We start from the raw sequence: 21,796 nt of genomic DNA on the forward strand, positions 1-21,796 counted from the left end.
CGGGCGTCCGGGACTATTCGGCGGCGGCTTCGCCGGCCGGTTCTTCCAGCCCGGTCATGCTGACGATGTTGTAGCCGGCATCGACATAGGTCACCTCGCCGGTCACGCCCGACGCCAGGTCCGAGCACAGGAAGGCGGCGACGTTGCCGACGTCCTCGATGCTGACCGTGCGCCGCATCGGCGCGTGGCTCTCGACGTGGCCGAGGATCTTGCGGAAGCCGCCGATGCCCGATGCCGCCAGCGTCTTGATCGGCCCGGCCGAGATCGCGTTGACGCGGATGCCCTCGGGGCCGAGGTTGTAGGCCAGGTAGCGCATGGTGGCTTCCAGGCTGGCCTTGGCCACGCCCATCACGTTGTAGCTGGGCAGGGTGCGCACGGCGCCGAGGTAGGAGAGCGTCAGCACGGCGCCGTTGCGGCCCTGCATCAGCGGACGCGCGCCCTTGGCCAGGGCGGCCAGGGAGTAGGCGGAAATGTCCTGCGCCACCGAGAACGCATCGCGCGTCAGGCCGTCGAGGAACTGGCCGGCGATGGCCTCGCGCGGGGCGAAGGCGATGGCGTGGATCAGGATGTCGAAGCCATCGGGCCAGTGCTTGCCGACATCGGCGAACAGGGCGTCGATCTGCGCGTCGTCGGTGACGTCCAGCGGGAACGAGGGGCCGCCGCCCAGGCGCGAGGCAACGTCCTCGACGCGCGACTTCAGCTTCTCGTTCTGGTAGGTGAAGGCCAGTTCGGCGCCTTCGCGGTGCATGGCCTCGGCGATGCCGTTGGCGATGGAACGCTGGCTGGCGATGCCGGTGATGAGTGCGCGCTTGCCCTGCAGGAATCCCATGGTGGTGTTCGACCCGGTGGAGTGGGCTGGCTAGTTTGCCACGCCCGCCGCCGCCGGGGTCGCCACGGCCGCCGTGGCGGGGACCAGGATCTTGCGTCCCGTGGACGCGGCACCCGGGGCCAGTGCGGGATTCAGGCGCCTGAGGCGGGTCGGGTCGATGCCATGGCGGCGCGCGTAGCCGTCCAGGCCGGCGGGGTCGTTGCCCAGGTCGACCGCCACCAGGCGCGCGACGGGACGGTCCAGCGACTCCGTCCACTCCTCGTCGTCGCCTGCTTCCACCATCAGGCACGACAGCGCGTGCAGCTTGCGCACGTAGGCCTTGGTGATGCCCGACAGGCTTTCCAGGGCCTCAGGGTTGGCGTCGGCGGCGCGCTGGTCGTGCCGCTTCAGCGCGCCGAGCACCCGGTACTCACCGGCGTTGAAGGCCATCACCGCCAGCCGCCAGTCACCCGCGAACATGCCGTGCAGGGTCTTGAGGTAGCGGACCGCCGCGCGCGTGGCGTCCACCGGCGACAGCCGGCCGTCGTAGCCGCTGCGGACCGGGATGTCGTGGTTGCGCGCGGTGACCGCGATGAACTGCCAGAGGCCGGCCGGCCCGCTGGCGCTGCGCGCGCCGGGGCGGTAGCCGCTCTCGACGAAGGGGATCAGGGCATATTCGGTGGGCAGATGCGCGCTGCGCAAGGACTCGACCACGTAGCCGAACAACGGCAGCACCTCGCCCTCGCCGGAGGCCAGCTGCTGCGGCACATGGGCGAAATGGGCGCGCCAGCGCGGGCTGGCGTCTTCGCAGGTCGGCTGTGCCAGGCCGTCGACGAAGCGCTGGTAGATGGTGACGCCGTTGGTGACCCGCGCCGGCGCCGGCACGGCGGCAGCCTTTGTGCCCGGAAGCGGGGCGTCGGGGCTGGACGTGGCGGACGGCGCCGCCGGGCCGGCTTCGCCGCCCCCGATGCCGGGATCGGCAGGCAGCGTGACCGCCGCCAGGCCGGGCTGCATCTGTGCTGGCTTCGAAGCAGGATCCGTGTCGCCAGCGGCGGCCGGTCCCGCCGCGAGCGCCAGCAGCAGCGCCAACGCCGCGCTGCCTGCCTGGGCCGGCCTCATGCGCGGAATCCGTCCTTCCAGCGCCGCAGCGCGGCGAAGGTGTCGACCCGGGACAGGCCGTCGTCCCCCGTCCATGCGGCGACGGACGCGCGCACGGCCGGTGCGTCCGCGCGCAGGAAGGGATTGCAGGCGCGCTCGTCGGCGAGCGTGGTCGGAAGCGTGGGCTGGTCGCTGGCGCGCAAGGCGGTCACCTCTTCGCTGCGGCGCTCCAGCGCCGGGTTGCCGGGGTCGACCGCCCTCGCGAAGGCGGCATTCGACTGTGTGTACTCGTGCCCGGAGCACACCAGGGTGTCCGCGGGCAGGGCCGCCAGCCGGTCGAGCGAGGCCAGCATCTGCGCCGGCGTGCCCTCGAACAGGCGGCCGCAGCCGAGACTGAAGAGGGTGTCCCCGCAAAACAAGAGGCCATGGCCGTGGAATGCGATGTGGCTCACGGTATGGCCGGGGACCGCCAGCACTTCGAAGCCGTGGCCTGCAGCTTCGATCCGCTCACCGTCGATGACGCGCCGGCTGGTCGTGGGGATCCGCGCCTCGTGCGGGGCGATGACCTCCAGGCCGGGCCAGCGTCGGCGCAGCGCCGCCACGCCACCGATGTGGTCGTCGTGGTGATGGGTGAGCAGCACCGCGTCGGGCTGCCAGTCGCCGGCATCGGCGGCGGCGAGTACCGGCACGGCATCGCCCGGATCGACCACCACCGTGCCGCGGCCGTCGCCCGCGGGCAGCAGCCAGATGTAGTTGTCGGCGAAGGCCGGGATCGGGATCGGGGGCATCGGCGGGCCCGGGGCGGGGGCAGGGCGTCTAGAATGGCGACCATGCCCCCCCGTTCCCGCCCCGGTCAACCCGACGCAGCCCAGGCCTGGTTCGCGTCCAGCGAGGGCGCGGCCCTGCTCGACAGCGAGCGCGACGCGGTCGAAAGCGCGCTGGGCGAGCTCCCCGGCCGGCACTGGCTGTGGCTGGCGCCGCTGCCCCCCGAACGCCCGGACGGCGGCCGCGGCGTGATCCTGTACCCGCGCGGCCTGCGCTTCGGCGGCGACGTGTCCTGCGCCCTGCCGCTGCCCCTGCCCAGCGAGGCCTTCGGCACCGTGGTGCTGCAGCACGTCGCGTCCCCAGGCGCGGCCGGCAGGGCCCTGCTCGAGGAGGTCGAGCGCGTGCTGCAGCCCGGTGGCCGGGTCCTCCTGTTCGGCCTCAACCCGCTGTCGCCCTACCGGTGGCGCTGGCGTGGCCATGGCCTGCAGGCGGCGGAGCCGCTGTCATGGCGCCGCCTGCTGCGCCGCGCCGGGCTGGAACCCGGGGCGGTGTCCGAAGGCATGGGGCCGCGCTGGGAGCCGGTCGCCGAACCCCGCCGCCAGAGCGGCGCCGGCCTGCGCGCCGCCTACCTGGTGCGCGCGGACAAGCGCAGCCTGCCGCTGACCCCGATCCGTCCGCGCCGGCTGCTGCCCGTGGCACCCGGGGCCGCGGTCGCATGAAGGCGGTCGAGGTGCATACCGACGGGGCCTGCCTCGGCAACCCCGGTCCCGGCGGCTGGGCCGCGCTGCTGCGCTACGGGGCCCGCGAGCGCGAACTGGTCGGCGGCGAGGCCCTGACCACCAACAACCGCATGGAGCTGATGGCGGCGATCGTCGCCCTGGAAACCCTGACCGAGGCCTGTGAAGTCACGCTGCACACCGATTCGCAGTACGTCCGCCAGGGCATCACCGAATGGATGCGCAACTGGGTTCGCCGCGGCTGGAAGACCGCCGCCGGCGACCCGGTGAAGAACCGCGACCTCTGGGAGCGCCTGCACGCCGCCACCGGCCGCCACAGCATCGATTGGCGCTGGGTGAAGGGGCATTCGGGCGATCCCGACAATGAGCGCGTCGACGTGCTGGCGCGCAACGAAGCCATGAAATTCAGGAAGGCCTGATGCGCCAGATCGTCCTCGATACCGAAACCACCGGCCTGGATTGGCGCAAGGGCAATCGCGTGGCCGAGATCGGCTGCGTGGAACTGGTCGAGCGCCGGCCCACCGGCCGCACCTGGCACCAGTACATCCACCCCGAGCGCGAGTTCGAGGCGGGCGCCCAGGAGGTCACAGGCCTGACCCTGGACTTCCTCGCAGACAAGCCGAAGTTCGCGGCGATCGCCGACGAGTTCCTCGAGTTCATCGACGGTGCCGAGCTGGTGATCCACAACGCGGCCTTCGACGTCGGTTTCCTGGACTACGAACTGTCGCTGCTGGAGGGCGGGCGCGGCCGCATCGGCGATCGCGCCGCGGTGCTCGACTCGCTGGAGCTGGCCCGGCAGCGCTTCCCCGGACAGCGCAACTCGCTCGACGCGCTGTGCCGGCGCCTGGGCGTGGACAACGCCCACCGGCAACTGCACGGCGCCCTGCTCGACGCCCAGCTGCTTGCCGAGGTCTACCTCGCGCTGACGTCGGGCCAGACCGAGCTGGGCCTGGCCGGGCCGGCGGTCCCGGAACCGGCCGCCGTGCGCCCGGACCGTCCGCTGGCCGCGGCCCTCGCGCCCAGGCCGCGCGTGGCCATCGCCGCTGTCGAGCACGAGGCGCACCTGGCGCGCGTGGATGCGATCCGCGGACGCGCGGGCAAGGCGCTGTGGGACGAAGCGGACGAGGTCGCGGAGCTGTCCGGCACCGCCTGAGCCGGCGTGCCGCGGCCGTGGCCGTGATCGGCCGCCGGGGGATCCCTCAGTGGCGGCGGACCAGCACCACGGTGACGTTGTCCGAACCGCCGCCGTCGAGGGCCGCGGCCACCAGGCCATCGACGCATTCCTGCGCGCTGCATTCGACGTGGGCGAGCACGCGGGCGATGGCCCGGTCGTCGATCTCCTCGGTCAGGCCGTCACTGCACAGCAGCAGCTGCATGCCCGGGGCCAGCTCGCCGGACATGGTTTCGACGTTGAGCGCCTGCGGGTCGGTCACGCCCAGGGCCTGGGTGACCACGTTGCGCTGCGGGTGGCTGCGGGCCTGGTCGACGCTGATCGCGCCCTGGCTGATCAGCTCCTGCACGTAGCTGTGGTCCTGGGAGAGCTGCGCCAGCTTGCCGTCGCGCCAGAGGTAGACGCGGCTGTCGCCGACCCAGGCGACTTCGAAGCGGTTGCCGGTGACGCGCGCGGCGACCACCGTGGTGCCCATCGGCAGCGCATCCTGGCGCCTGCGCGAAGCGCCGATGATCTCTTCGTCGGCGATGCGGATGGCCTGCGCCAGCGGCGTGCCCTGGCGGGTTTCGCGGACGATCGCCTCGCGCGCCAACGCGCTGGCGACTTCGCCGTACTCGTGGCCGCCCATGCCGTCGGCCACCAGCCACAGGCCCAGCTCGCTGTCGCCGTAGTAGGTGTCTTCGTTGAGCTCGCGGCGGAGGCCGACGTGCGTGAGATGGCCGAATTCGATCATGCGCTGGCCGCGTCGGTTCCCGGGTGGGCTGAATGGGAAAACGGCGGCGGTTGGCGGTACAGGTCAGCGGGCATGCGGGGCGGGGCGCTTGGGCGTATGGGGATGATGGTATACGCGGAGTGGAACGGGTGTGGGGATTGGCCATTCGGGAAGGGGGTGCCAGATACGCAAAACGCCCCTTTCGGGGCGTTTTGCGTATCTGGCGGAGAGGGGGGGATTCGAACCCCCGAGGCGCTATTAACGCCTGCCTGATTTCGAGTCAGGTACATTCAACCGCTCTGCCACCTCTCCTTGCGGTCCCGGCCACGTGGGCCGGGGGCGCAATGATACGGGGACGCGGCAGGCGCGACAAGGCGAGGGCGCTACACTGTCCGACCCTCCAGTCCCCGGTCGCCCCCGATGTCCGAGATCACCGTCCCCGTCTCCTTCGGCGAGCTGCTCGACAAGATCTCCATCCTGCAGATCAAGTCCGAACGCATGAGCGACGAGGCCAAGCTGGCCAACGTCCGCCGCGAGCTGTCGGCGCTGGAACGGACCTGGATGGCGCATCCGGCCGCCGGCAAGGACATCGGCCGCCTGCGCGCCGACCTGAAGGCCGTCAACGAGCGGCTGTGGGACATCGAGGACGAGGTCCGATTGAAGGAGAAAGCGCAGGTCTTCGACGGCGACTTCGTCGAGCTGGCGCGCAGCGTCTACCTGCAGAACGACGAGCGGGCGCGGATCAAGAAGGCGATCAACCTGGCCCTGGGTTCGAGCTACGTGGAAGAGAAGTCGTACCAGGACTACGGCGCGGGCCCGGCGGCCTGAACCCGGCGCCCCCTCAGCGGGGATGGTCGGCGCGGTAGCGCTCGAAGGCCGCGATGGCGTCATCGACGGTGATCAGGTCCATGACGCCATCGCGCTCGATCTTCGTGCCCCAGCGCAGGTCTGCGGCGGGCTTGCCCAGGAAGCGGCGGGCCGCGTCGTCGTAGCGGTCCACGCAGTAGCGGCGGTCGGAGTACGGGCCGCTGCGCTCGGGGTCGGTGGCCGCGTGCAGCCCCAGCACTTTAGTGCCCATGGCGTTGGCGATGTGGGTGGGGCCGGAGTCGGGCGTCATCACCAGGTCGGCGCGCTCGAGCAGGGCCGGCAGCTGCTTCAGCGTGTCCTTGCCGACCAGGTCCAGCAGCGGCACGCCGGCGGCGGCGAGGATGGCATCGGCGGTGTCGCGTTCCAGCTGGCTGCGGCCGCCGCACAGCACCACGCGCCAGCCCTGCGCAACCGCGTGCGCGGCGACCGCGGCGTTGCGCTCCGCGCTCCAGTTGCGCAACGGATGGCTGGAGCAGGGCGAGACCACCAGGGTCGGCCGGCCGTCGTCCGGCCATTGCGCGCGCGCCCAGTCGCGGGCGTCGTCGGGTACCGGCAGCCGCCATTCGACCTGTTGCTGGCGCAGGCCCAGCGGTCGCGCGAAGGCGCCCAGCACGTCGAGCACGTGGTGGCCGGCATCGGCCGGGATGCGCTCGTTGATGAACAGCCCGTGCAGCTCCTTCGAGCGCGCGCGGTCGTAGCCGATACGCCGGCGCGCGGTGACCGCGCGCGAAAGCAGGTTGGCGCGCAGCGCGAGCTGCATCAGCAGCACGGCGTCGAAGTCGCGGCCGGCGAGTTCGCGGCGCAGGGCGCGCATGCCTTCGCGGCCGGTCTTCTTGTCGTAGACGATGAACTCGACGCCCGGCAGGCCTTCGAGCAGGCGCTGCTCGCCCTTGCCGATGATCCAGGTGAGCGCGACGCCCGGCCAGGCGCGCTGCAGGGTGTGCACCAGCGGCAGCACGTGGGTGACGTCGCCCAGCGCCGACAGGCGCAGGAGGCAGATCGAACGCGGTGGGTCGGTATGGGGCTGCGGCAAGCTTGATAGACTCGGACGGATGGCACATTTCGACGCCACCGAGAGCCTGACGCCGTTCCGCGCCGGAGCCGGCGGGCGCGGGCTCGGCTCGATTCTGTTCGACCAGACGCAGCTGCGGCAAGCCGACCCGCGCTGGTTCGATTCCGAGGCTTGGGGCCCGCGCGCAACAAGGGTCTCCGGCAGCGGGCGCGGCGGCGCCTGGTTCATCGACGACACCAGCAACGGCCCCATCGTGCTGCGCCAGTACCTGCGCGGCGGCCTGGTGGCCGCGCTCAACCGCGACCGCCACCTCTGGCGTGGCGCCAACCGCACGCGCAGCTTCGTCGAGTTCCGCCTGCTGCGGGAGCTGCTCAAGCGCGGATTGCCGGTGCCTCAGCCGATCGCAGCGTCCTACGTGCGCGAAGGCGCGACCTACCGCGCCGCGATCCTGATGCAGCGCCTGGTGGACGTGCGCTCGCTGGCCGACCTGGCCGCCGCCGACCCGGTGGCCGCGCCCTGGGCACAGACCGGGAAGCTGATCGCGCGCTTCCATCGCGAAGGCCTGGACCACGCCGACCTCAACGCCCACAACGTGCTCTACGACGCCGCCGGGCGTGGCTGGCTGATCGACTTCGACCGCGGCCGCATGCATATCCCGGAAACCGCCTGGCGCGAGCGCAACCTGGCGCGGCTGCAGCGATCCCTGCTCAAGCTCCGCGGCGAACGCAGCGAAGCCGAAGTGCGCGAGGACTTCGCGCGCCTGCGCGCCGGCTACGACAAGCAGTGGGAACGGGGCATCTGAGCATGGCCTGGACACTGAGGTTCCAGGGCGTCGGCAACGCGTCGGCGGTGTCGCTGGGCTCGCCGATGGCGACCATCGAGCGCGATGGCGCGCCGTGGCTGGCGATCGACTGCGGCGCCGAGGGCCTGACCGCCTACCTCGCGCACTACGGCGAGCCGCCGCCGGCGCTGTTCGTCACCCACGTGCACCTCGACCACGTCGCCGGCTTCGAGCGGCTGTTCGTGGCCAACTACTTCGATCCCGCGCGCCGTGGACGCACGCCGCTGTACGTGCCGGTGGACGTGCTGCCGCGGCTGCACCGGCGGGTCGCCGACTACCCCAACGCGCTGGCCGAGGGCGGCGCGAACTTCTGGGACGCCTTCCGCGTGGTGCCGGTCGGCGATGCCTTCTGGCACGACGGCGTGCGCCTGGAGGTGTTCGAGGTGCGCCACCACTGGCCGCGCAGCGCCTTCGGCCTGCGTCTGCGCGGCAGCCTGGCCTGGACCGGCGACACGCGGCCGATTCCCGAGGTGCTGGCCGCCGTCGCCGACCAGGCCGAGCTGATCGCCCACGACTGCGGGCTGCACGGCAATCCCTCGCACAGCGGCATCGACGACCTGGAGCGCGAATACGCGCCGGAGCTGCTGGAGCGCTGCGTGCTCTACCACTACGCCAGCGAGGCCGACGGCGAGGCACTGCGTGCCCGCGGCCATCGCGTGGCGCGGCCGGGCGAGGCCTTCGCCCTGGCCGAGCCGGTGCCGCATCCCGCGCTGTCGCCATGAGCGGCGGCCGTGCCGCCCGCCGTGGCCGCCGCATTCCCATCGACCGGAGAACCCCATGATCCATCGACGCATTCCAGCTCCGTTGACGCTGCTCCTGTGCGCCGCGCTGGCCGCCTGCAACGCGGGCCAGCCGACCGCGGGGGCGCAGGCCGGTGCCGAAGCTGATCCTGGCCCGCCCGGCCCCACCGCCCACGCCGAGCTGCTGGTGGGCAACAAGTCCGCCGCCAGCCTCTGGCGCCTGGACCTGGCCGACGGCCGCCGGACCGGCGAAGCGGCGACCGGGCAGGGTCCGCACGAGATCGCCGTGGCGCCCGACGGCCGCAGCGCGGTGGTGGCCGACTACGGCAGCGGCACCGAAGCCGGCAACACCCTGACCGTGATCGACCTGGGCGGCGGCGCCGCGCGCACGATCCCGCTGGGCGACCACCGCCGTCCCCACGGCCTGCGCTTCCTGCCCGGCGGCCAGCGCCTGGTCGCCACCACCGAAGGCAGCGAGGCCCTGGTGGTGGTCGACCTCGCGGCCGGCGCGGTCGAGCGCGCCATCGACATCGGCCCCGGCAAGGGCCACATGGTGGCGCTGTCGGCCGATGGCGCCACCGCCTACGTGAGCAAGGTCGAAAGCGGCCACGTGGTGCGGGTCGACCTCGCCGCGGTGATGGCGGCGGAAGACGATGCGGCGCGCGCCGCGGCCGTGCGCGAGGCGCCCGCCGGCGCCGGCGCCGAGGGCATCGGCGTCGCCCCCGACGGCACGGTCTGGGTCAGCAACCGCGAGGACGGCACGGTGACCGTGCACGACCCCGATTCGCTGGAGGTCCTGGACACGCTGGACAGCCCCGGCTTCCCGATCCGCCTGGTGTTCACGCCCGACGGCCGCCACGCCCTGGTGACCAACGCGCGCGCGGCCACGCTGTCGGTGTTCGATGCCGCCAGCCGGGCGCCGGTGGCCAGCGTGCCGCTGGAACCCGAGGGCGTGGAGCTGCACGACACCATGCTGGGTCGCGCGGCGCTGCCGATCGGCGCCATCGCGGAACCGGCCGGCGGGCGCGTGTTCGTCGCGGTCAGCGGCGCCGATCGCATCGCCGTGATTGACACGGCCACGTGGACGGTTTCGGAGTACTGGGAGACCGGCCGCGAGCCGGATGCGCTGGGGATCGTCGTCCCCTGACCACCGGGGGGCTGCCCCTGGATGGAGGCGGCCCCGCCAACTGGCCTCGGCACCCGCGTCGATCGATACCGTTGCTGCCTTCCGGCCCTGGCGGGGTTTTCGACCTAGCGTCGCGAGGGGCCGACGGGGCCACCACGGAAACGAAGCGAACGCGGCCGATGTGCGGCACACGCATGGAACTGGCGGAGAGAGGGGGATTCGAACCCCCGAAGCGCGGTTTAGACGCTTACACACTTTCCAGGCGTGCTCCTTCAACCACTCGGACACCTCTCCGCACCTGGTCCGTACGCGGTGCCTGCCTTGGCGCAACCGTACGGGACCCGCAATTCTAGCTCCGCGAGGGTGTTGTCGACAAGGAATGCCGGCGCGCGGAGGTGCGCGGTACGGCGGGTTGGTGGGTACTCCGTGGGCTGTCCCGCCTGCGGCGGGCCTTTATGCCCACTGCGTACCCACCAACCCGCCTTGCAGCGTGCGCGGCCGGTCCGCCGAAAAGGCGGAAGGCACGACGCTTTTCCTCCAGCACCGCCGACCACCAGCCCTCGTGGCAGAATGACCGCATGTCCTACCTCGTCCTCGCCCGCAAGTGGCGCCCCAGGCGGTTCGCCGAGCTGGTGGGCCAGGAACACGTGGTACGTGCGCTGGTCAATGCGCTCGATTCCGGCCGCGTCCACCACGCCTTCCTGTTCACCGGCACCCGCGGCGTGGGCAAGACCACGATCGCGCGGATCTTCGCCAAGAGCCTGAACTGCGAGCGCGGCGCCTCCAGCGACCCCTGCGGCGAGTGCGAGACCTGCCAGGCCATCGACGCCGGGCGCTACATCGACCTGCTTGAGATCGACGCCGCGTCGAATACCGGCGTCGACAACGTCCGCGACCTGATCGACAACGCGCAGTACATGCCGTCGCGCGGCCGCTACAAGGTCTACCTGATCGACGAAGTGCACATGCTCTCGAAGGCGGCGTTCAACGCGCTGCTGAAGACGCTCGAGGAGCCGCCGGAGCACGTCAAGTTCCTGTTCGCGACCACCGACCCGCAGAAGCTGCTGGTGACGGTGCTGTCGCGCTGCCTGCAGTTCAACCTCAAGCGCCTGGAGGAGGAGCAGATCCGCGGCCAGATCGCGAAGATCCTTGCCGCCGAGGGCATCGAGGCCGAGGCCGGTGCGGTGCGCCAGCTGGCGAAGGCGGCCGACGGCAGCCTGCGCGACGGGCTGTCGCTGCTCGACCAGGCGATCGCCTACAGCGGCGCCGGCGCCGGCAGCGCGCTCACCGACCAGGCGGTCGCGACCATGCTCGGCTCGGTCGACCGCACCCGGGTGGCGGCCCTGCTCGCCGCGCTTTCGGAGGACGACGGCGCCGGGCTGATGGCGACGATCGAGGTGCTGGCGGGCTTCTCGCCGGACTGGGGCGGCGTGCTGGACGCATTGGCCGAAGCCCTGCACCGCATCCAGGTGAAGCAGCTGGTGCCGGGCAGCGAGGTCGAGGCCGATGGCATCGATGTCGATGCATTGGCCGCGTCGCTGCGTCCGGAGCTGGTGCAGCTCTGGTACCAGATGGCGGTGTCCGGCCGCCGCGACATCAACCTGGCGCCAAGCGCGCGGGTGGGCTTCGAGATGAGCCTGCTGCGCATGCTGGCGTTCCGGCCCGGTGAGTCCGCGGGCAGCCCTTCGACGGCTGCGGGCGGCGCGGCAACCGGCGCGGCCGGTGGGGCTCCCGGCTCGGGCCGTTCGGCGGCCGCGGCCGCGCGCGCGGCGCTGGAAGGCGCGGCGCCGGTACGTGCGGCAGCACCGGCGTCGCGGGCTGATGCTGCGCTTCCTGCGCGTGAATCCGCACCCGCAACTGCAACTGCTGAAGCCGCGCCCATGCCTGCACCTGCATCTTCGCCTGCGCCGGCTGTGTCCCCGGCACCTTCGCGGATGCCGGCTGCCGACATCGATGACACCCCACCGTGGCGCGAAGCGCCGCCGTCGCGCGCCGCCGCCGCACCTCCGCCGCCGACTCCAGCGGCTCCGGCCGCGCCGGTGCACCCGGTGCCATCGGAGGCGCCGCCGCGCTCCGCACCACCTGTGTCCGCGCAACCACCGCCTGCCGCCGCCGCATCACCCGTGGCCATCGACGCCGGCAGCTGGCCCGACTTCGTCGCCGGCCTCGACCTGCGCGGCCCGGTGCGCGAGCTGGCTGCCAGTTCGGCCTTCATCGCCTTCGACGGCAGCGTGCTGCGCCTGTCGCTGCCGGAATCCGACGACCACCTGCGCGCGCCCTTCCTGGTGCAGCAGCTCGCCGATGTGCTGGGCAAGGCCCTGGGCGCGCCGCCGCAGATCCGATTCGAGGCCGCCGCCGCGGCCGTCGGCGGCGAGACCCTGCACGCCCGCAACGAACGCGTGCGCGACGAACGCCAGGGTGCCGCCGAAGCCGCCTTCCACAACGACCCGCGCGTGAAGCGCCTGCTGGAGCAGGGCGCGCGCGTGGTCCCGGACTCGATACGACCGATACAGGAACAGGAGCACTGACATGCGTGGAAACATCGCCCAGCTGATGCAGCAGGCGCAGAAGATGCAGGAAAACCTGCAGAAGGCGCAGGCCGAACTGGCCAACATCGAAGTCACCGGCAGCGCCGGCGGCGGCATGGTCAGCGTCACCCTCACCGGCACCAAGGAATGCCGCAAGGTGCGCATCGACCCCAGCGTGCTGTCGGATCCGGAGATGGCCGAGGACCTGGTCGCGGCCGCCTTCAACGACGCCAGCAACAAGGTCGATGCCGAATCGCAGGCGAAGATGGGCGCGGCCACCGCCGGCATGCCGATCCCGCCCGGCATGAAGATGCCGTTCTGATCAGGCGCGACCGCATCGCGTCCGCGGGATGAGCGTGCCCCTGCTCGAACAGCTGGTCGAGGCCTTCCGGGTGCTGCCCGGGGTCGGCCAGAAGACGGCGCAGCGCATGGCCTACCACGTGCTCGAGCGCGGGCGCGACGGCGGCCGTCGTCTCGCCGAGGTGCTGGGCGAGGCGGTGGAGAAGATCGGCCACTGCGAGCGCTGCCGCGACTTCAGCGAAACCCCGCTGTGCCCGACCTGCGCCAGCGCCTCGCGCGACGCACACCAGCTGTGCGCGGTCGAGTCGCCCGCCGACCGGCTGGCGATCGAGCAGGCCACCGGCTACCGCGGCCTGTACTTCGTGCTGCAGGGCCGGCTCAGTCCGCTGGACGGCATCGGCCCGCGCGAGCTCGGCCTGCACCTGCTCGGCGAGCGCCTGGCGCAGGGCGAGGTGCAGGAACTGATCATCGCCACCAACCCCACCGTCGAGGGCGAGGCCACCGCGCACTACCTCGCGCAGCTGGCCCGCCAGCACGGCGTGCGCCCCAGCCGGCCCGCGCACGGCCTGCCGCTGGGCGGTGAACTCGAATACGTCGACCGCGGCACCCTGTCGCACGCCTTCGGCAGCCGCGGCGAGATGGCCTAGGAGAACCCCATGAGCACCATCTTCCACAAGATCATCGCCCGCGAGATCCCCGCCGACATCGTCTACGAGGACGAGCACCTGATCGCCTTCCGCGACATCGCGCCGCAGGCACCGGTGCACGTGCTGTTCGTGCCCAAGGTCGACGTCGCCACGCTCAACGACCTGGCGTCCGACCAGGCCGAAGTCGTCGGCCGCCTGGCGGTGGCCGCGGCGGCTTACGCGAAGAAGGAAGGCTTCGACGAGGACGGCTACCGCATCGTCATGAACTGCAACGAAGACGGCGGACAGACCGTGTTCCAGATCCACCTGCACCTGCTGGCCGGCGCGCCGCTGGGACGCTTCGGCACGCCCGCCTGAGGCGGGCGGCGCTTACCAGTAGCCCCACCACGGCCACGGCGCCGGGCGCGTGACCACGTTGCGGTCGCGCTTGGGCCACAGGTAGACCACGTCGGCGTCGACCATCGGGAAGCGGTAGCTGTAGCCGCCGATGCTGCGGTCCTCGTGTCCGGCCAGGCGGCCGGTGAAGGTCACTTCGCGGTTCACTTCGAACACCGCCGGGTCGTAGAAGCCGGCACGGCAGGCGATGAAGCGGCCGCCGGTGTCGTCGCTGGCCCAGTAGGGCCGACCGTAGTGGTCCAGGCGGGTGGACACCATCTCGAAGCAGGTGCTGTCCGCGCGCGGTTCGACCTGGACGATGCGGCCGCCCCAGCGCACCGGGCTGCCGGTGGCGTCGGTTTCGGCGGCATCACGCGGGGCCAGCGGGCTGTACTCGCCCTGCAGCGGCTTGGGCTGCGAGGCGCAGGCGGCCAGCAGTGCGACGGCGGCGAGTGCGGAAAGGGTAGTGCGCATGGATGTCTCCGGTCGGTTCCTGGTCGTTGCCGGCGTCAGGGGCGGTGTGCGCGAAGCTCGCGCAGCAGGTCGCGTGCATCGCCCTGCTGCCGGGGAGCGTAACGCCAATCGCTGAAACGCGCGCAGAGACCGGTGAGGGCGGCGGCCCGCGGACGCTGGGCGACCACGCGTGCCGCCCAGCCGGCGGCGGTCTCGTGCCGCTCGCGTCCCAGGCCCAGGCGCGCGTAGCGGGCGCCCAGCCGATGCCAGGCGCGCAGCACCGGATCGCGCTCGCGTTCGCCGCGGGCGACCAGCCAGAGCATGCCGGCCAGGGCCAGTCCGCCAGCCAGCGCGAACAGCAGCACGAGCTGGACATGGTCCAGCTCGCGGCCACCGAAGGCCTGGAGCAGGTGGCGCTGGCGATCGGCATTGAAGCCCAGCACCAGGTCGTTCCAGCCGCGGCGCAGCCAGTCGCCGATATCCAGCATGGGCGCCAATGCCTGCAGGCCGGCCGGGCCGCGCGAAGCGCGGTCGGCGATGGTGTCGTAGATCCGTTCGGGTGCGACCGCCGCAGTCGGGTCCACGCGCACCCAGCCGCGCCCGGGAAGCCAGACCTCAGCCCAGGCATGGGCATCCGAATTGCGCACGATCCAGTAGTCGCCGAAAGGGTTGCGGTAGCCGCCGACGTAGCCGGTGACCACGCGCGCCGGCACGCCCGATGCGCGCATCAGCACCACGAAGGCGGAGCTGAAGTGTTCGCAGAAGCCTTCCTGCTGGTCGAAGAGGAACTGGTCGACGGCATGGCGCCCGGGCAGCGGCGTGTCCAGGGTGTAGGCGAACTCGGCGCGGATCCAGGACAGTGCGCGATTGACGATCGCGGCATCGGCGGCAGGGCCTTCGCCGGCTTCCACGCGCCACTGCCGCGCCAGCGCGCGGGTGCGCGGGTTGAAGCCTTCTGGCAGGCGCAGTGCCGCCGCGTGCATGAACGGCAGCAGTTCGGCGTCGAAGACCGACGGCGCGGCGGAGCGCATCTTCCAGCGGGTGACGGAGGTCAGTGGATACGGCGCCGACAGCACGTGGTCGTAGCTGCGTTGCACGCCACCAGGGGTGTCGGCGGGAAGCTCGAGCGCGGCCAGCAGGCGCTGGTCGTTGGGCTCGACCTCGAGCTCATAGCTGTAGGTGGCCGGGCCCGGAGTCAAGGCTGGCGCGGGCAGCGTGCCCATCTGCCGGAGCGCGGTCCATTCGCGGCCGTCGAAATTCCACAGCACCGGGCCGCGCCAGTACATCTGCGAGGTCGGTGGGGCAGGGCCGTCGAAGGTGACGCGCAGCGCCGGGCTGTCGTCCGCCAGCATGTCGAACCAGTCTCCTGGCCGCATCGTGTCGGAGAGCCCGGTACGGCCGATCACGCGCTCGGGCACGCCCCACAGAGGCGACGCCATGCGCGGGAACAGCCAGAAGGCGGCCAGCGCCAACGGCAGACCGATGGCGACCATGGCGGCGACCTGGCGCAGGCGCTCCCGGGGGCGGAACGTGGCGGTCTCAAGGCTCTCCAGCTCGGCAAGGCGGGCCATTGCGGCCAGCGCCAGCAGCGTCGCGCAGAGCCCGAGCGCGAGGCTTGCCGGTCCCTGGTCGAGCAGGAAGGTGGCGAACGGTGCGAACAGGGCGAAGCCCAGCAGGCTGCGGGCGTCGCGCAGCGTCGCGAGTTCCAGCGGCTTGATCGCCAGCATCGCCGCCAGCAGCGCGCAGCCGGTGTCGCGGCCGAAGGCGAAGCGCGAGTCAAGGAGTACCAGCGCCACCAGCGTCGCGGCCAGCAGCAGGCGCAGCGGCGCCGGCAGCCGGCGCCACCACGACAGCACCCCCGTTGCCGCCGCGACGGCCGCAAGGCCCGCCGCCAGCGGTCCGGGCAGCTGCAGCAGCAGGGGCAGCAGGCAGGCGGCCGCCGCGGTGAGCGTCCAGGCGCGCGCCTGCGCATCCAGCGGTTGCCTGGCGGGACGGCCCTCAGCCATGGTTCGGTTCTGTGCCGTCAGCTGCCGGTAGCAACGCCAGCGCACGCAGGCAGGCATGGCGATGCGCGGCACCGCGCGCCGGACCGATCGCCTGTTGCGGAAGCTGCAGGCGATAGCGTCGTCCCTCGCGCTCGGCCTCGTCGACCCAGCGGGCCAGGCGACTGATGCGGGCCTCGTGCGGCAGGGCCAGGAGCGTCCAGTCCAGCACCACGTCCGCGCCTTGCGGTTGCTCGTACTCGCGCACCAGCAGGGAGCCCTGGCGTGCCGAGGGCTTCCAGGCGATCGCACGGCGCGAATCGCCGCGGCGCCAGGCACGCAGGTGGTGGACATCGTCGCCGGCCGGGTGCATGCGCGCTTGCGACGCATCGCCGGCACCCAGCGGCAGCGGTGGGCCTTCTGCTTCCGGTCTGGGATAGACCAGCAAGGCGCCGTTCGGCCAGACATAGGCCCAGGCGCGCGCAAGTCCGAGCGGGCGGGTGGTGGAAAGGGTGATGCGGCCCGGATGGAGCCAGCCGCGCCTGCGCGTGGGCAGGGCCAGGCGCACCTCGCCTGCGCCGTCGGCCAGCGAGGCGAAGGCATGCCTGTCGTCCACTGCCAGGCGCAGGCCGCGGCGCACGCGCCCGGGGTCCGCGCGCAGGTGGACGCGCAGCATCATCGGCATGCCCGCCACCACCGGCTCTGCGTCGACCGCAGCCACCCGCAGGCCTGACAGCTGCAGGTGCGCCACGAACAGGGTCGTGTTGCCGGTGCCGGCCAGCAGCAGGGCCAGCAGCAGGGCGGGGTTGTTGTTGTAGTTCAGCGCGCCGACCAGCATCACCGCCAGCAGGAGCGCGAAGAAGGCGCCGAAGGTGGTCGGCAGGATGTAGATGCGGCGGCGGTCCAGGTCGACCGGGAGCGGTTCGGGCCCGCGCGGGCGCGCCAGCGATTCCAGGCGCCTGCGCAGGCCGGACAGGCGCACCTGCGCCACGTTCAGTCGACCGCGACGGCGTGCAGGACCGCCTGCGCCAGGCTTGCCCCGTCGCCGGCGTCGGCCTCGCCCACGAGCCGGTGCGCGGCGACCGCGGCGAACAGCGCCTGGATGTCGTCGGGCAGCACGTGGCCGCGGCCGAGCAGCAGCGCATGCGCGCGCGCGGCGCGGAGCAGGGCGATGCCTGCGCGAGGGGACAGGCCCACGCGCACGCCGGCATGATGCCGGCTGCGCTCCAGCAGCGCCTGCACGTAGCGCACCAGGGCGTCGCTGGCATGCACCGCCAGCACCGCCTCGCGCAGCCGGAGGACCTGTTCGGAGCCGAGCAGGGGCAGTGCTTGCGCGATCAGATCACGGCGGTCGCTGCCGGCCAGCAGTTCGCGCTCGGCCGCGGCGTCGGGGTAGCCCAGCTGCAGGCGCAGCAGGAAGCGGTCGAGCTGGGAATCCGGCAGCGGGTAGGTGCCGGCAAGGTCGACCGGATTCTGGGTGGCGATGACGAAGAAGGGTGCCGGCAGCGAATGGGTGGTGCCGTCGACGGTGACCTGGTGCTCGGCCATGGCTTCGAGCAGGGCGCTCTGCGTGCGCGGCGGCGCGCGGTTGATCTCGTCGGCCAGCAGCACGTGCGCGAACACCGGGCCGGGATGGAAGGCGAAGCCGCCGCCCTGGGTGTCGTAGACCGACACGCCGACGATGTCCGAGGGCAGCAGGTCGGAGGTGAACTGCACGCGCTGGAAGCCCAGGCCCAGGGTGGCGGCCAGGGCATGCGCCAGCGTGGTCTTGCCCAGACCGGGCAGGTCCTCGATCAGCAGGTGGCCGTCGGAGAGCAGGGCGGTGAAGGCGAAGCGGACCGCCTGTTCCTTGCCCAGTACCAGTGAGTTCACCTGCGCCTGTGCATCATTCAGGGCATTGCGCAGGGCGTCGGTTAGCATGTCCTGTTTCGCGGACTGGGCGGTCATGCCGGGCTCCGTGGGTGTCCATCGAAGTGTAACGAGGTCCTTGCCGGATGCGGGAAAAGATCGACGCGCGAGCGACCTTCGTCGCCCTGTGGTGCGCATTGCTGTTGCTCAAGGCCGTGATCGCCACGCGCCTCTCGCTGTTCGTGGACGAGGCGTTCTACTGGCAGGAAAGCCGGCACCTGGCTTGGGCCTATTCCGATCTTCCGGGACTTACCGCGTGGCTGATCCGCGTGGGCACCACCGTCTTCGGCGAGGGGACGCTGGCACTGCGCATGCCGTTCCTGCTGCTGGCATCGATCGCGCCGTGGCTGGTGGTGCGGATCACCGCACGCGAGTTCGGTGAGCGCGAGGGCTGGGTGGCCGGTATCGCCGCGCTGCTGCTGCCGCTGGCGGGTTCGCTGGGACTGATGGCCTTGCCGGACACGGCGATGGTGGTGGCGACGCTCCTGTGCCTGGACGCGGGTGCACGCCTGCTGCGCGGGGTCGGCTACGGTGCCGCGCTGCAACTGGCGATCGGCCTCGCCATGGGTGCGCTCAGCCACTATCGCTTCGCCGCGGTGATCGGCGTCGGCGTGGTCGCGCTGCTGCTGCTGCCGCAGGGCCGGCAGGCGCTGCGCGATCCGCGGCTCTGGATCGCGATCGCGTTCGGTGCCGCGGCCTGGACGCCGCTGCTGGCGTGGAATTTCGAGAACGCCGAAGCCGGCCTGCGCTTCCAGCTGGTCGATCGCCATCCCTGGGCCTGGCAGCCGGGCGGTGCCTGGTTCATCGCCATCCAGACGCTGCTGGCCACGCCGCTGCTGTTCGCGGCCCTGCTTTGGGCGGGCTGGCGCGGCCTCCGAGACGAACGCGAGGGCGTACGGTTCCTGGCCCTCTCCGGGTTGCTGGTGGTGGCCGGGTTCTTCGTCCTGGGCTTCTTCGCCGACACCGAGCGCGTCAGCTTCCACTGGCCGTTGCCGGGCCTGATGGCGCTGCTGCCGCTGCTGCCGGTGGCGCTGCTGCGCTGGCCGCGCTGGCTGCGGGGACTGACCTGGGCGATGGCCGCGGTGGGGCTGGCCCTGGTCCTGGGCTACTACGTGCTGGTCTCGTCGCCGCAGCTGCGTGCGCAGACGGCGTCGCTCAAGTGGTATCCGTCGAACTTCGCCGGCTGGGTCGAACTCGCCGACGTCGTCGGCGAAGTGAAGGCCGGGATGCCGGAAGGCACCCGCATCGTCGCGGACAACTTCAAGATCGGGGCCGAGCTCGGCTTTGCGCTCGACGACCCGTCGATCGAGGTGCTGGAGCATCCGGTGAACCGCGCGCACGGCCGCGCGCCGCAATTGCGCCTGTGGGGGCTCGAGGCCCGTGGGGGCACCGATCGCGGCGACGACCCGGTGCTGCTGGTCGTCGGTGCCAGCGAGATCGAGTACAAGCATTTGCTGCTGCGCTACCACGCGCTGTGCCGCCGCTTCGGCCCGCTGCCGCCGCCGCGCACGGTGTCCGTCGACCACGGCCGCACCCGCTTCCTGCTGTTCGCGCTGGGCGCGCGCCAGGCCGCGGTGCCGGACGAGGCCTGCACGCTGCCGGCCATGGCCTGGTTCGATTCACCGCTGCAGGACGAGCGGGTGGGTCGCAGTTTCGGCGTGACCGGGTGGGCTTTCAAGGACGGGGTGGGCATCGAGCGCGTCGAGGTGACCGTCGATGGCGAGGTCGTCGCCACCGCACGCTATGGCGGTGATCGGGCCTACGTCGCCGAGTACTGGAAGATCTCCACCGACGAGGCGCACCCCGGCGTCGGCTTCGAGGCCCGGGTGGAGCTTCCGCCGGGCCGTGGCGGCAGTCGCTGGCTGGGCCTTCGCCTGCACGGTCGCGACGGCAGCATGGAAAGCTGGCCGGAGCAGCGGATCGTGGTGGAAGGCGACTGAGCGCCGGCGCTCAGCCCCGCGCCGCGACCAGCACGGTGCGCGCGTGGCCGAAGTGGCTTCGCGCGGGCCGCCACAGCCTGGCTTCGGCGAAACCGGCGGCGCGCACGCGGTCCACGAGGTCGAGGCCGTAGTCGCGGTACACGAGTACGCTCTCGGGGCCGTTCAGGCGGTCGCCGTGGTAGGCAGGCGGAAGGATGTGCTCGATGCGCCCGTCGACAATGCGCGCGCGCACCTGCGTGGTCGCGGCGTCGGACATCGGCACCGTGAACAGCAGCCGGCCGCCGGGCCTGAGCACGCGGTGCAGCTCGCGCAGGCCGGCGAGGTCGTCGGGAACGTGCTCGAAGACCTCGGTCGAGGTGCAGAGGTCGAAGCTGCCATCGGCGAAGCTCAGGCGCTGGACGTCCTCGCAGCGGACGCCGTCGCGCTCGCTGCCCGGCGCCACGCCGTCGAGGTACTCGCTGGTGGCCACGCTGCGGCAGCGCTGCCGCAGGTGTCGCAGGACTGCGCCCGTGGTGGAGAGTTCGTAGGCGTCGGTGCGCGCGAGATCGATCCCGCAGGCGTCCAGTGCCCCCAGCAACGCCATGTGCACCGGCGTCGCGCGGCAGCGCAGGCAGCGCACCAGCATCTCGTCCCCGCCCAGGCGCAGCAGCAGCGAGGGGCCACAGCCCGGACAGCGCAGCGGCGCCAGCCGGAGGTCCCTCAGGCGGGCGGAACCCAGCGGGTTCACGGCAGCGTGAGCCCGGACTCGCGCAGCAGGCGGGCGGTGTCCAGCAGCGGCAGCCCGACCAGTGCGGTCGGGTCGCGGCTTTCGATGGCCTCGAACAGGGTGATGCCCAGGCCTTCGGACTTGAAGCTGCCGGCGCAGTCGAAGGGCTGCTCGAGGTCGACGTAGCGCTCGATCTCGTCGCGGTCGAGCCTGCGGAAGCGCACCAGGGTGGTGTCGAGCGCGGTGGTGACGGTGCCTCCCGAGGCCAAGGCCACCGCGGTGCGGAAGGCCACGGCGCGGCCCGACATCGCCGTCAGCTGGGCGATCGCGGCTTCACGGTCGCCGGGCTTGCCCAAGGCCGTGCCGTCGAAGTCGGCGACCTGGTCGGAGCCGATCACCCGCGCGTCCGGATACGAGGCGGCGACCGCCGCCGCCTTGGCGGCGGCCAGGCGCAGGGCGAGGGCTGCCGGGCTTTCCCCGGGCAGGGCGGCTTCGTCGACCTCGGGGCGGGCGGTTTCGAAGGGCAGGCGCAACCGGGCCAGCAGCTCGCGGCGGTACGGTGACGTCGAGGCGAGGACCAGGCCGGGGCTCACGCCTGCGGCGCCCGCGCGCGCTCGATGCGCTGGAGCTGCTGGTCGATGCGCAGCCGCGCACCGTCAATGGACTCGCGCACGGCGTCGAGCTGGTCGGCGGAGGCCGCAGCGCCGTGCTGCTGCAGCCACAGCCGCTGGCGCAGCATCTCCTGCAGGGCTTCACGCACCGGGTCGTCGCCTTCCCCGGCGACGGCCTCGATCTCGCTGCGGGCGGTGCGCAGCCGCGATTCCAGGGCGTCGGCGGCGTCGAGGACGCCGGCCATGGCCCGCCGGTGCCGGTCCAGGCCGTTGCGGCGGCGGAGCAGGAGCCAGGTCGCCAGCACCGCGGCGATTGCGATCAGCAGCAGTGTCAGGGCCAAACCGGAAGCCTCGCGTGCGGGCCCGCAGTCTGCCGCGTCGGCGCCGTTCGAGGCAAATTGCCCGCCGCGACAAGGGTTTGACGACATTGCACCGGTTTGACACGGGCCGGTTCGAGGCCTAACATTCC

At 72.2% G+C, this 21,796-nt stretch carries 24 protein-coding genes, 2 tRNA genes and 1 other RNA gene; 12 read left to right on the plus strand and 15 right to left on the minus strand.

The annotated features are described in order from the left end of the window. Positions 1-13 precede the first annotated feature (13 nt). The 3 genes from E2170_RS11875 to gloB are packed head-to-tail and all read right to left on the minus strand — an operon-like array spanning position 14 to position 2,694. Positions 14-829 (minus strand): enoyl-ACP reductase FabI, encoded by an 816-nt coding sequence (locus tag E2170_RS11875; protein WP_133000837.1) that lies wholly within the window; start codon positions 827-829, stop codon positions 14-16. A 30-nt stretch (positions 830-859) separates the two neighbouring features. Continuing rightward, positions 860-1,927: a lytic transglycosylase domain-containing protein gene (locus E2170_RS11880; RefSeq protein WP_243708156.1), complete on the minus strand. Its 1,068-nt coding sequence runs from the start codon at positions 1,925-1,927 to the stop codon at positions 860-862. After that, complete coding sequence (gene gloB, locus E2170_RS11885) at positions 1,924-2,694, minus strand: hydroxyacylglutathione hydrolase (protein WP_133000838.1); 771 nt, start codon at positions 2,692-2,694, stop codon at positions 1,924-1,926. Before gloB ends, E2170_RS11880 begins: the two co-directional genes overlap by 4 nt. Positions 2,695-2,736: 42 nt before the next feature. On the opposite strand from gloB, the gene E2170_RS11890 reads away from it, so the two are divergent. Genes E2170_RS11890 through dnaQ form a run of 3 tightly spaced genes read left to right on the plus strand, consistent with a single transcriptional unit; the run spans position 2,737 to position 4,561 of the window. Further along, complete coding sequence (locus tag E2170_RS11890) at positions 2,737-3,390, plus strand: class I SAM-dependent methyltransferase (protein ID WP_133000839.1); 654 nt, start codon at positions 2,737-2,739, stop codon at positions 3,388-3,390. Next, positions 3,387-3,827, plus strand: a complete 441-nt coding sequence (gene rnhA, locus E2170_RS11895; RefSeq protein WP_133000840.1) for a ribonuclease HI — start codon at positions 3,387-3,389, stop codon at positions 3,825-3,827. The genes E2170_RS11890 and rnhA overlap by 4 nt, the downstream gene beginning before the upstream one ends. Continuing rightward, entirely contained in the window at positions 3,827-4,561 is a 735-nt protein-coding gene (dnaQ, locus tag E2170_RS11900) for a DNA polymerase III subunit epsilon (RefSeq protein WP_133000841.1), read from the plus strand. The genes rnhA and dnaQ overlap by 1 nt, the downstream gene beginning before the upstream one ends. A 46-nt stretch (positions 4,562-4,607) precedes the next feature. Here the strand turns inward: dnaQ and E2170_RS11905 are convergent, their stop codons facing one another. Together E2170_RS11905 and E2170_RS11910 are read right to left on the minus strand one after the other, a co-directional pair. After that, positions 4,608-5,312 (minus strand): PP2C family protein-serine/threonine phosphatase, encoded by a 705-nt coding sequence (locus E2170_RS11905; RefSeq protein WP_133000842.1) that lies wholly within the window; start codon positions 5,310-5,312, stop codon positions 4,608-4,610. A 200-nt stretch (positions 5,313-5,512) separates the two neighbouring features. After that, positions 5,513-5,603, minus strand: a tRNA-Ser gene (locus tag E2170_RS11910). A gap of 108 nt (positions 5,604-5,711) precedes the next feature. Between E2170_RS11910 and E2170_RS11915 the strand changes: the two genes are divergently transcribed. Then, complete coding sequence (locus E2170_RS11915) at positions 5,712-6,119, plus strand: DUF6165 family protein (RefSeq protein ID WP_133000843.1); 408 nt, start codon at positions 5,712-5,714, stop codon at positions 6,117-6,119. A 13-nt stretch (positions 6,120-6,132) separates the two neighbouring features. Here E2170_RS11915 and E2170_RS11920 read toward each other — a convergent pair whose 3' ends face one another. Further along, a complete protein-coding gene (locus E2170_RS11920; protein WP_243708157.1) occupies positions 6,133-7,191 on the minus strand; it encodes a glycosyltransferase family 9 protein in 1,059 nt (352 codons plus the stop codon). A 19-nt stretch (positions 7,192-7,210) separates the two neighbouring features. Here E2170_RS11920 and E2170_RS11925 point away from each other — a divergent pair, with 19 nt between their 5' ends. Genes E2170_RS11925 through E2170_RS11935 form a run of 3 tightly spaced genes read left to right on the plus strand, consistent with a single transcriptional unit; the run spans position 7,211 to position 9,898 of the window. After that, positions 7,211-7,972: a 3-deoxy-D-manno-octulosonic acid kinase gene (locus E2170_RS11925; protein ID WP_133000844.1), complete on the plus strand. Its 762-nt coding sequence runs from the start codon at positions 7,211-7,213 to the stop codon at positions 7,970-7,972. Between the two features lie 2 nt (positions 7,973-7,974). Beyond that, positions 7,975-8,733, plus strand: a complete 759-nt coding sequence (locus E2170_RS11930) for an MBL fold metallo-hydrolase (protein WP_133000845.1) — start codon at positions 7,975-7,977, stop codon at positions 8,731-8,733. A gap of 55 nt (positions 8,734-8,788) precedes the next feature. After that, the gene (locus E2170_RS11935) at positions 8,789-9,898 is read left to right on the plus strand and encodes a YVTN family beta-propeller repeat protein (RefSeq protein ID WP_133000846.1); all 1,110 of its coding nucleotides are present in this window, start codon (positions 8,789-8,791) and stop codon (positions 9,896-9,898) included. A gap of 30 nt (positions 9,899-9,928) precedes the next feature. Here E2170_RS11935 and ffs read toward each other — a convergent pair. After that, positions 9,929-10,025, minus strand: an RNA gene (ffs, locus tag E2170_RS11940) — signal recognition particle sRNA small type. 53 nt (positions 10,026-10,078) lie between these two features. Beyond that, positions 10,079-10,171 (minus strand) — tRNA-Ser (locus E2170_RS11945). Positions 10,172-10,455: 284 nt separating this feature from the next. Between E2170_RS11945 and dnaX the strand changes: the two genes are divergently transcribed. The 4 genes from dnaX to E2170_RS11965 are packed head-to-tail and all read left to right on the plus strand — an operon-like array spanning position 10,456 to position 13,709. Next, positions 10,456-12,405: a DNA polymerase III subunit gamma/tau gene (gene dnaX, locus E2170_RS11950; protein WP_133000847.1), complete on the plus strand. Its 1,950-nt coding sequence runs from the start codon at positions 10,456-10,458 to the stop codon at positions 12,403-12,405. A gap of 1 nt (position 12,406) precedes the next feature. Beyond that, on the plus strand, positions 12,407-12,727 hold the full coding sequence (locus E2170_RS11955) for a YbaB/EbfC family nucleoid-associated protein (protein ID WP_133000848.1): 321 nt from the start codon (positions 12,407-12,409) through the stop codon (positions 12,725-12,727). Positions 12,728-12,755: 28 nt separating this feature from the next. Further along, entirely contained in the window at positions 12,756-13,352 is a 597-nt protein-coding gene (gene recR, locus E2170_RS11960; RefSeq protein ID WP_133000849.1) for a recombination mediator RecR, read from the plus strand. A 9-nt stretch (positions 13,353-13,361) separates the two neighbouring features. After that, the gene (locus tag E2170_RS11965) at positions 13,362-13,709 is read left to right on the plus strand and encodes a histidine triad nucleotide-binding protein (RefSeq protein ID WP_133000850.1); all 348 of its coding nucleotides are present in this window, start codon (positions 13,362-13,364) and stop codon (positions 13,707-13,709) included. A gap of 12 nt (positions 13,710-13,721) precedes the next feature. Here the strand turns inward: E2170_RS11965 and E2170_RS11970 are convergent, their stop codons facing one another. The 4 genes from E2170_RS11970 to E2170_RS11985 are packed head-to-tail and all read right to left on the minus strand — an operon-like array spanning position 13,722 to position 18,109. Continuing rightward, a complete protein-coding gene (locus E2170_RS11970; protein ID WP_133000851.1) occupies positions 13,722-14,201 on the minus strand; it encodes a Slp family lipoprotein in 480 nt (159 codons plus the stop codon). Positions 14,202-14,236: 35 nt separating this feature from the next. Beyond that, complete coding sequence (locus tag E2170_RS11975; RefSeq protein WP_133000852.1) at positions 14,237-16,186, minus strand: transglutaminase TgpA family protein; 1,950 nt, start codon at positions 16,184-16,186, stop codon at positions 14,237-14,239. Then, on the minus strand, positions 16,179-17,153 hold the full coding sequence (locus tag E2170_RS11980; protein ID WP_425477860.1) for a DUF58 domain-containing protein: 975 nt from the start codon (positions 17,151-17,153) through the stop codon (positions 16,179-16,181). Before E2170_RS11980 ends, E2170_RS11975 begins: the two co-directional genes overlap by 8 nt. 2 nt (positions 17,154-17,155) lie before the next feature. Further along, positions 17,156-18,109 (minus strand): AAA family ATPase, encoded by a 954-nt coding sequence (locus tag E2170_RS11985; protein WP_133000853.1) that lies wholly within the window; start codon positions 18,107-18,109, stop codon positions 17,156-17,158. Between the two features lie 47 nt (positions 18,110-18,156). On the opposite strand from E2170_RS11985, the gene E2170_RS11990 reads away from it, so the two are divergent. Then, complete coding sequence (locus tag E2170_RS11990; protein WP_133000854.1) at positions 18,157-20,010, plus strand: ArnT family glycosyltransferase; 1,854 nt, start codon at positions 18,157-18,159, stop codon at positions 20,008-20,010. 10 nt (positions 20,011-20,020) lie between these two features. Here the strand turns inward: E2170_RS11990 and E2170_RS11995 are convergent, their stop codons facing one another. The 3 genes from E2170_RS11995 to E2170_RS12005 are packed head-to-tail and all read right to left on the minus strand — an operon-like array spanning position 20,021 to position 21,668. Then, a complete protein-coding gene (locus E2170_RS11995; protein WP_133000855.1) occupies positions 20,021-20,737 on the minus strand; it encodes a class I SAM-dependent methyltransferase in 717 nt (238 codons plus the stop codon). Then, a complete protein-coding gene (locus tag E2170_RS12000; protein ID WP_133000856.1) occupies positions 20,734-21,309 on the minus strand; it encodes a Maf family protein in 576 nt (191 codons plus the stop codon). The genes E2170_RS11995 and E2170_RS12000 overlap by 4 nt, the downstream gene beginning before the upstream one ends. Beyond that, complete coding sequence (locus E2170_RS12005; RefSeq protein ID WP_133000857.1) at positions 21,306-21,668, minus strand: hypothetical protein; 363 nt, start codon at positions 21,666-21,668, stop codon at positions 21,306-21,308. The genes E2170_RS12000 and E2170_RS12005 overlap by 4 nt, the downstream gene beginning before the upstream one ends. Positions 21,669-21,796: the final 128 nt, after the last annotated feature.

Origin of the sequence: Luteimonas arsenica (genome assembly GCF_004352825.1) — a bacterium.
In the GTDB taxonomy this organism is placed as follows: domain Bacteria; phylum Pseudomonadota; class Gammaproteobacteria; order Xanthomonadales; family Xanthomonadaceae; genus Luteimonas; species Luteimonas arsenica.

Bases quoted from the DNA above. Each gene is read 5' to 3' on its own strand.
- E2170_RS11935 (WP_133000846.1), top strand. From the start codon at position 8,789: ATGATCCATCGACGCATTCCAGCTCCGTTGACGCTGCTCCTGTGCGCC.
- E2170_RS11970 (WP_133000851.1), bottom strand. From the start codon at position 14,201: ATGCGCACTACCCTTTCCGCACTCGCCGCCGTCGCACTGCTGGCCGCC.
- dnaQ (WP_133000841.1), top strand. From the start codon at position 3,827: ATGCGCCAGATCGTCCTCGATACCGAAACCACCGGCCTGGATTGGCGC.
- E2170_RS11915 (WP_133000843.1), top strand. From the start codon at position 5,712: ATGTCCGAGATCACCGTCCCCGTCTCCTTCGGCGAGCTGCTCGACAAG.
- rnhA (WP_133000840.1), top strand. From the start codon at position 3,387: ATGAAGGCGGTCGAGGTGCATACCGACGGGGCCTGCCTCGGCAACCCC.
- E2170_RS11880 (WP_243708156.1), bottom strand. From the start codon at position 1,927: ATGAGGCCGGCCCAGGCAGGCAGCGCGGCGTTGGCGCTGCTGCTGGCG.
- E2170_RS11930 (WP_133000845.1), top strand. From the start codon at position 7,975: ATGGCCTGGACACTGAGGTTCCAGGGCGTCGGCAACGCGTCGGCGGTG.
- dnaX (WP_133000847.1), top strand. From the start codon at position 10,456: ATGTCCTACCTCGTCCTCGCCCGCAAGTGGCGCCCCAGGCGGTTCGCC.
- gloB (WP_133000838.1), bottom strand. From the start codon at position 2,694: ATGCCCCCGATCCCGATCCCGGCCTTCGCCGACAACTACATCTGGCTG.
- recR (WP_133000849.1), top strand. From the start codon at position 12,756: ATGAGCGTGCCCCTGCTCGAACAGCTGGTCGAGGCCTTCCGGGTGCTG.
- E2170_RS11990 (WP_133000854.1), top strand. From the start codon at position 18,157: ATGCGGGAAAAGATCGACGCGCGAGCGACCTTCGTCGCCCTGTGGTGC.
- E2170_RS11975 (WP_133000852.1), bottom strand. From the start codon at position 16,186: ATGGCTGAGGGCCGTCCCGCCAGGCAACCGCTGGATGCGCAGGCGCGC.
- E2170_RS11925 (WP_133000844.1), top strand. From the start codon at position 7,211: ATGGCACATTTCGACGCCACCGAGAGCCTGACGCCGTTCCGCGCCGGA.
- E2170_RS11985 (WP_133000853.1), bottom strand. From the start codon at position 18,109: ATGACCGCCCAGTCCGCGAAACAGGACATGCTAACCGACGCCCTGCGC.
- E2170_RS11875 (WP_133000837.1), bottom strand. From the start codon at position 829: ATGGGATTCCTGCAGGGCAAGCGCGCACTCATCACCGGCATCGCCAGC.
- E2170_RS11955 (WP_133000848.1), top strand. From the start codon at position 12,407: ATGCGTGGAAACATCGCCCAGCTGATGCAGCAGGCGCAGAAGATGCAG.
- E2170_RS11965 (WP_133000850.1), top strand. From the start codon at position 13,362: ATGAGCACCATCTTCCACAAGATCATCGCCCGCGAGATCCCCGCCGAC.
- E2170_RS11905 (WP_133000842.1), bottom strand. From the start codon at position 5,312: ATGATCGAATTCGGCCATCTCACGCACGTCGGCCTCCGCCGCGAGCTC.
- E2170_RS11890 (WP_133000839.1), top strand. From the start codon at position 2,737: ATGCCCCCCCGTTCCCGCCCCGGTCAACCCGACGCAGCCCAGGCCTGG.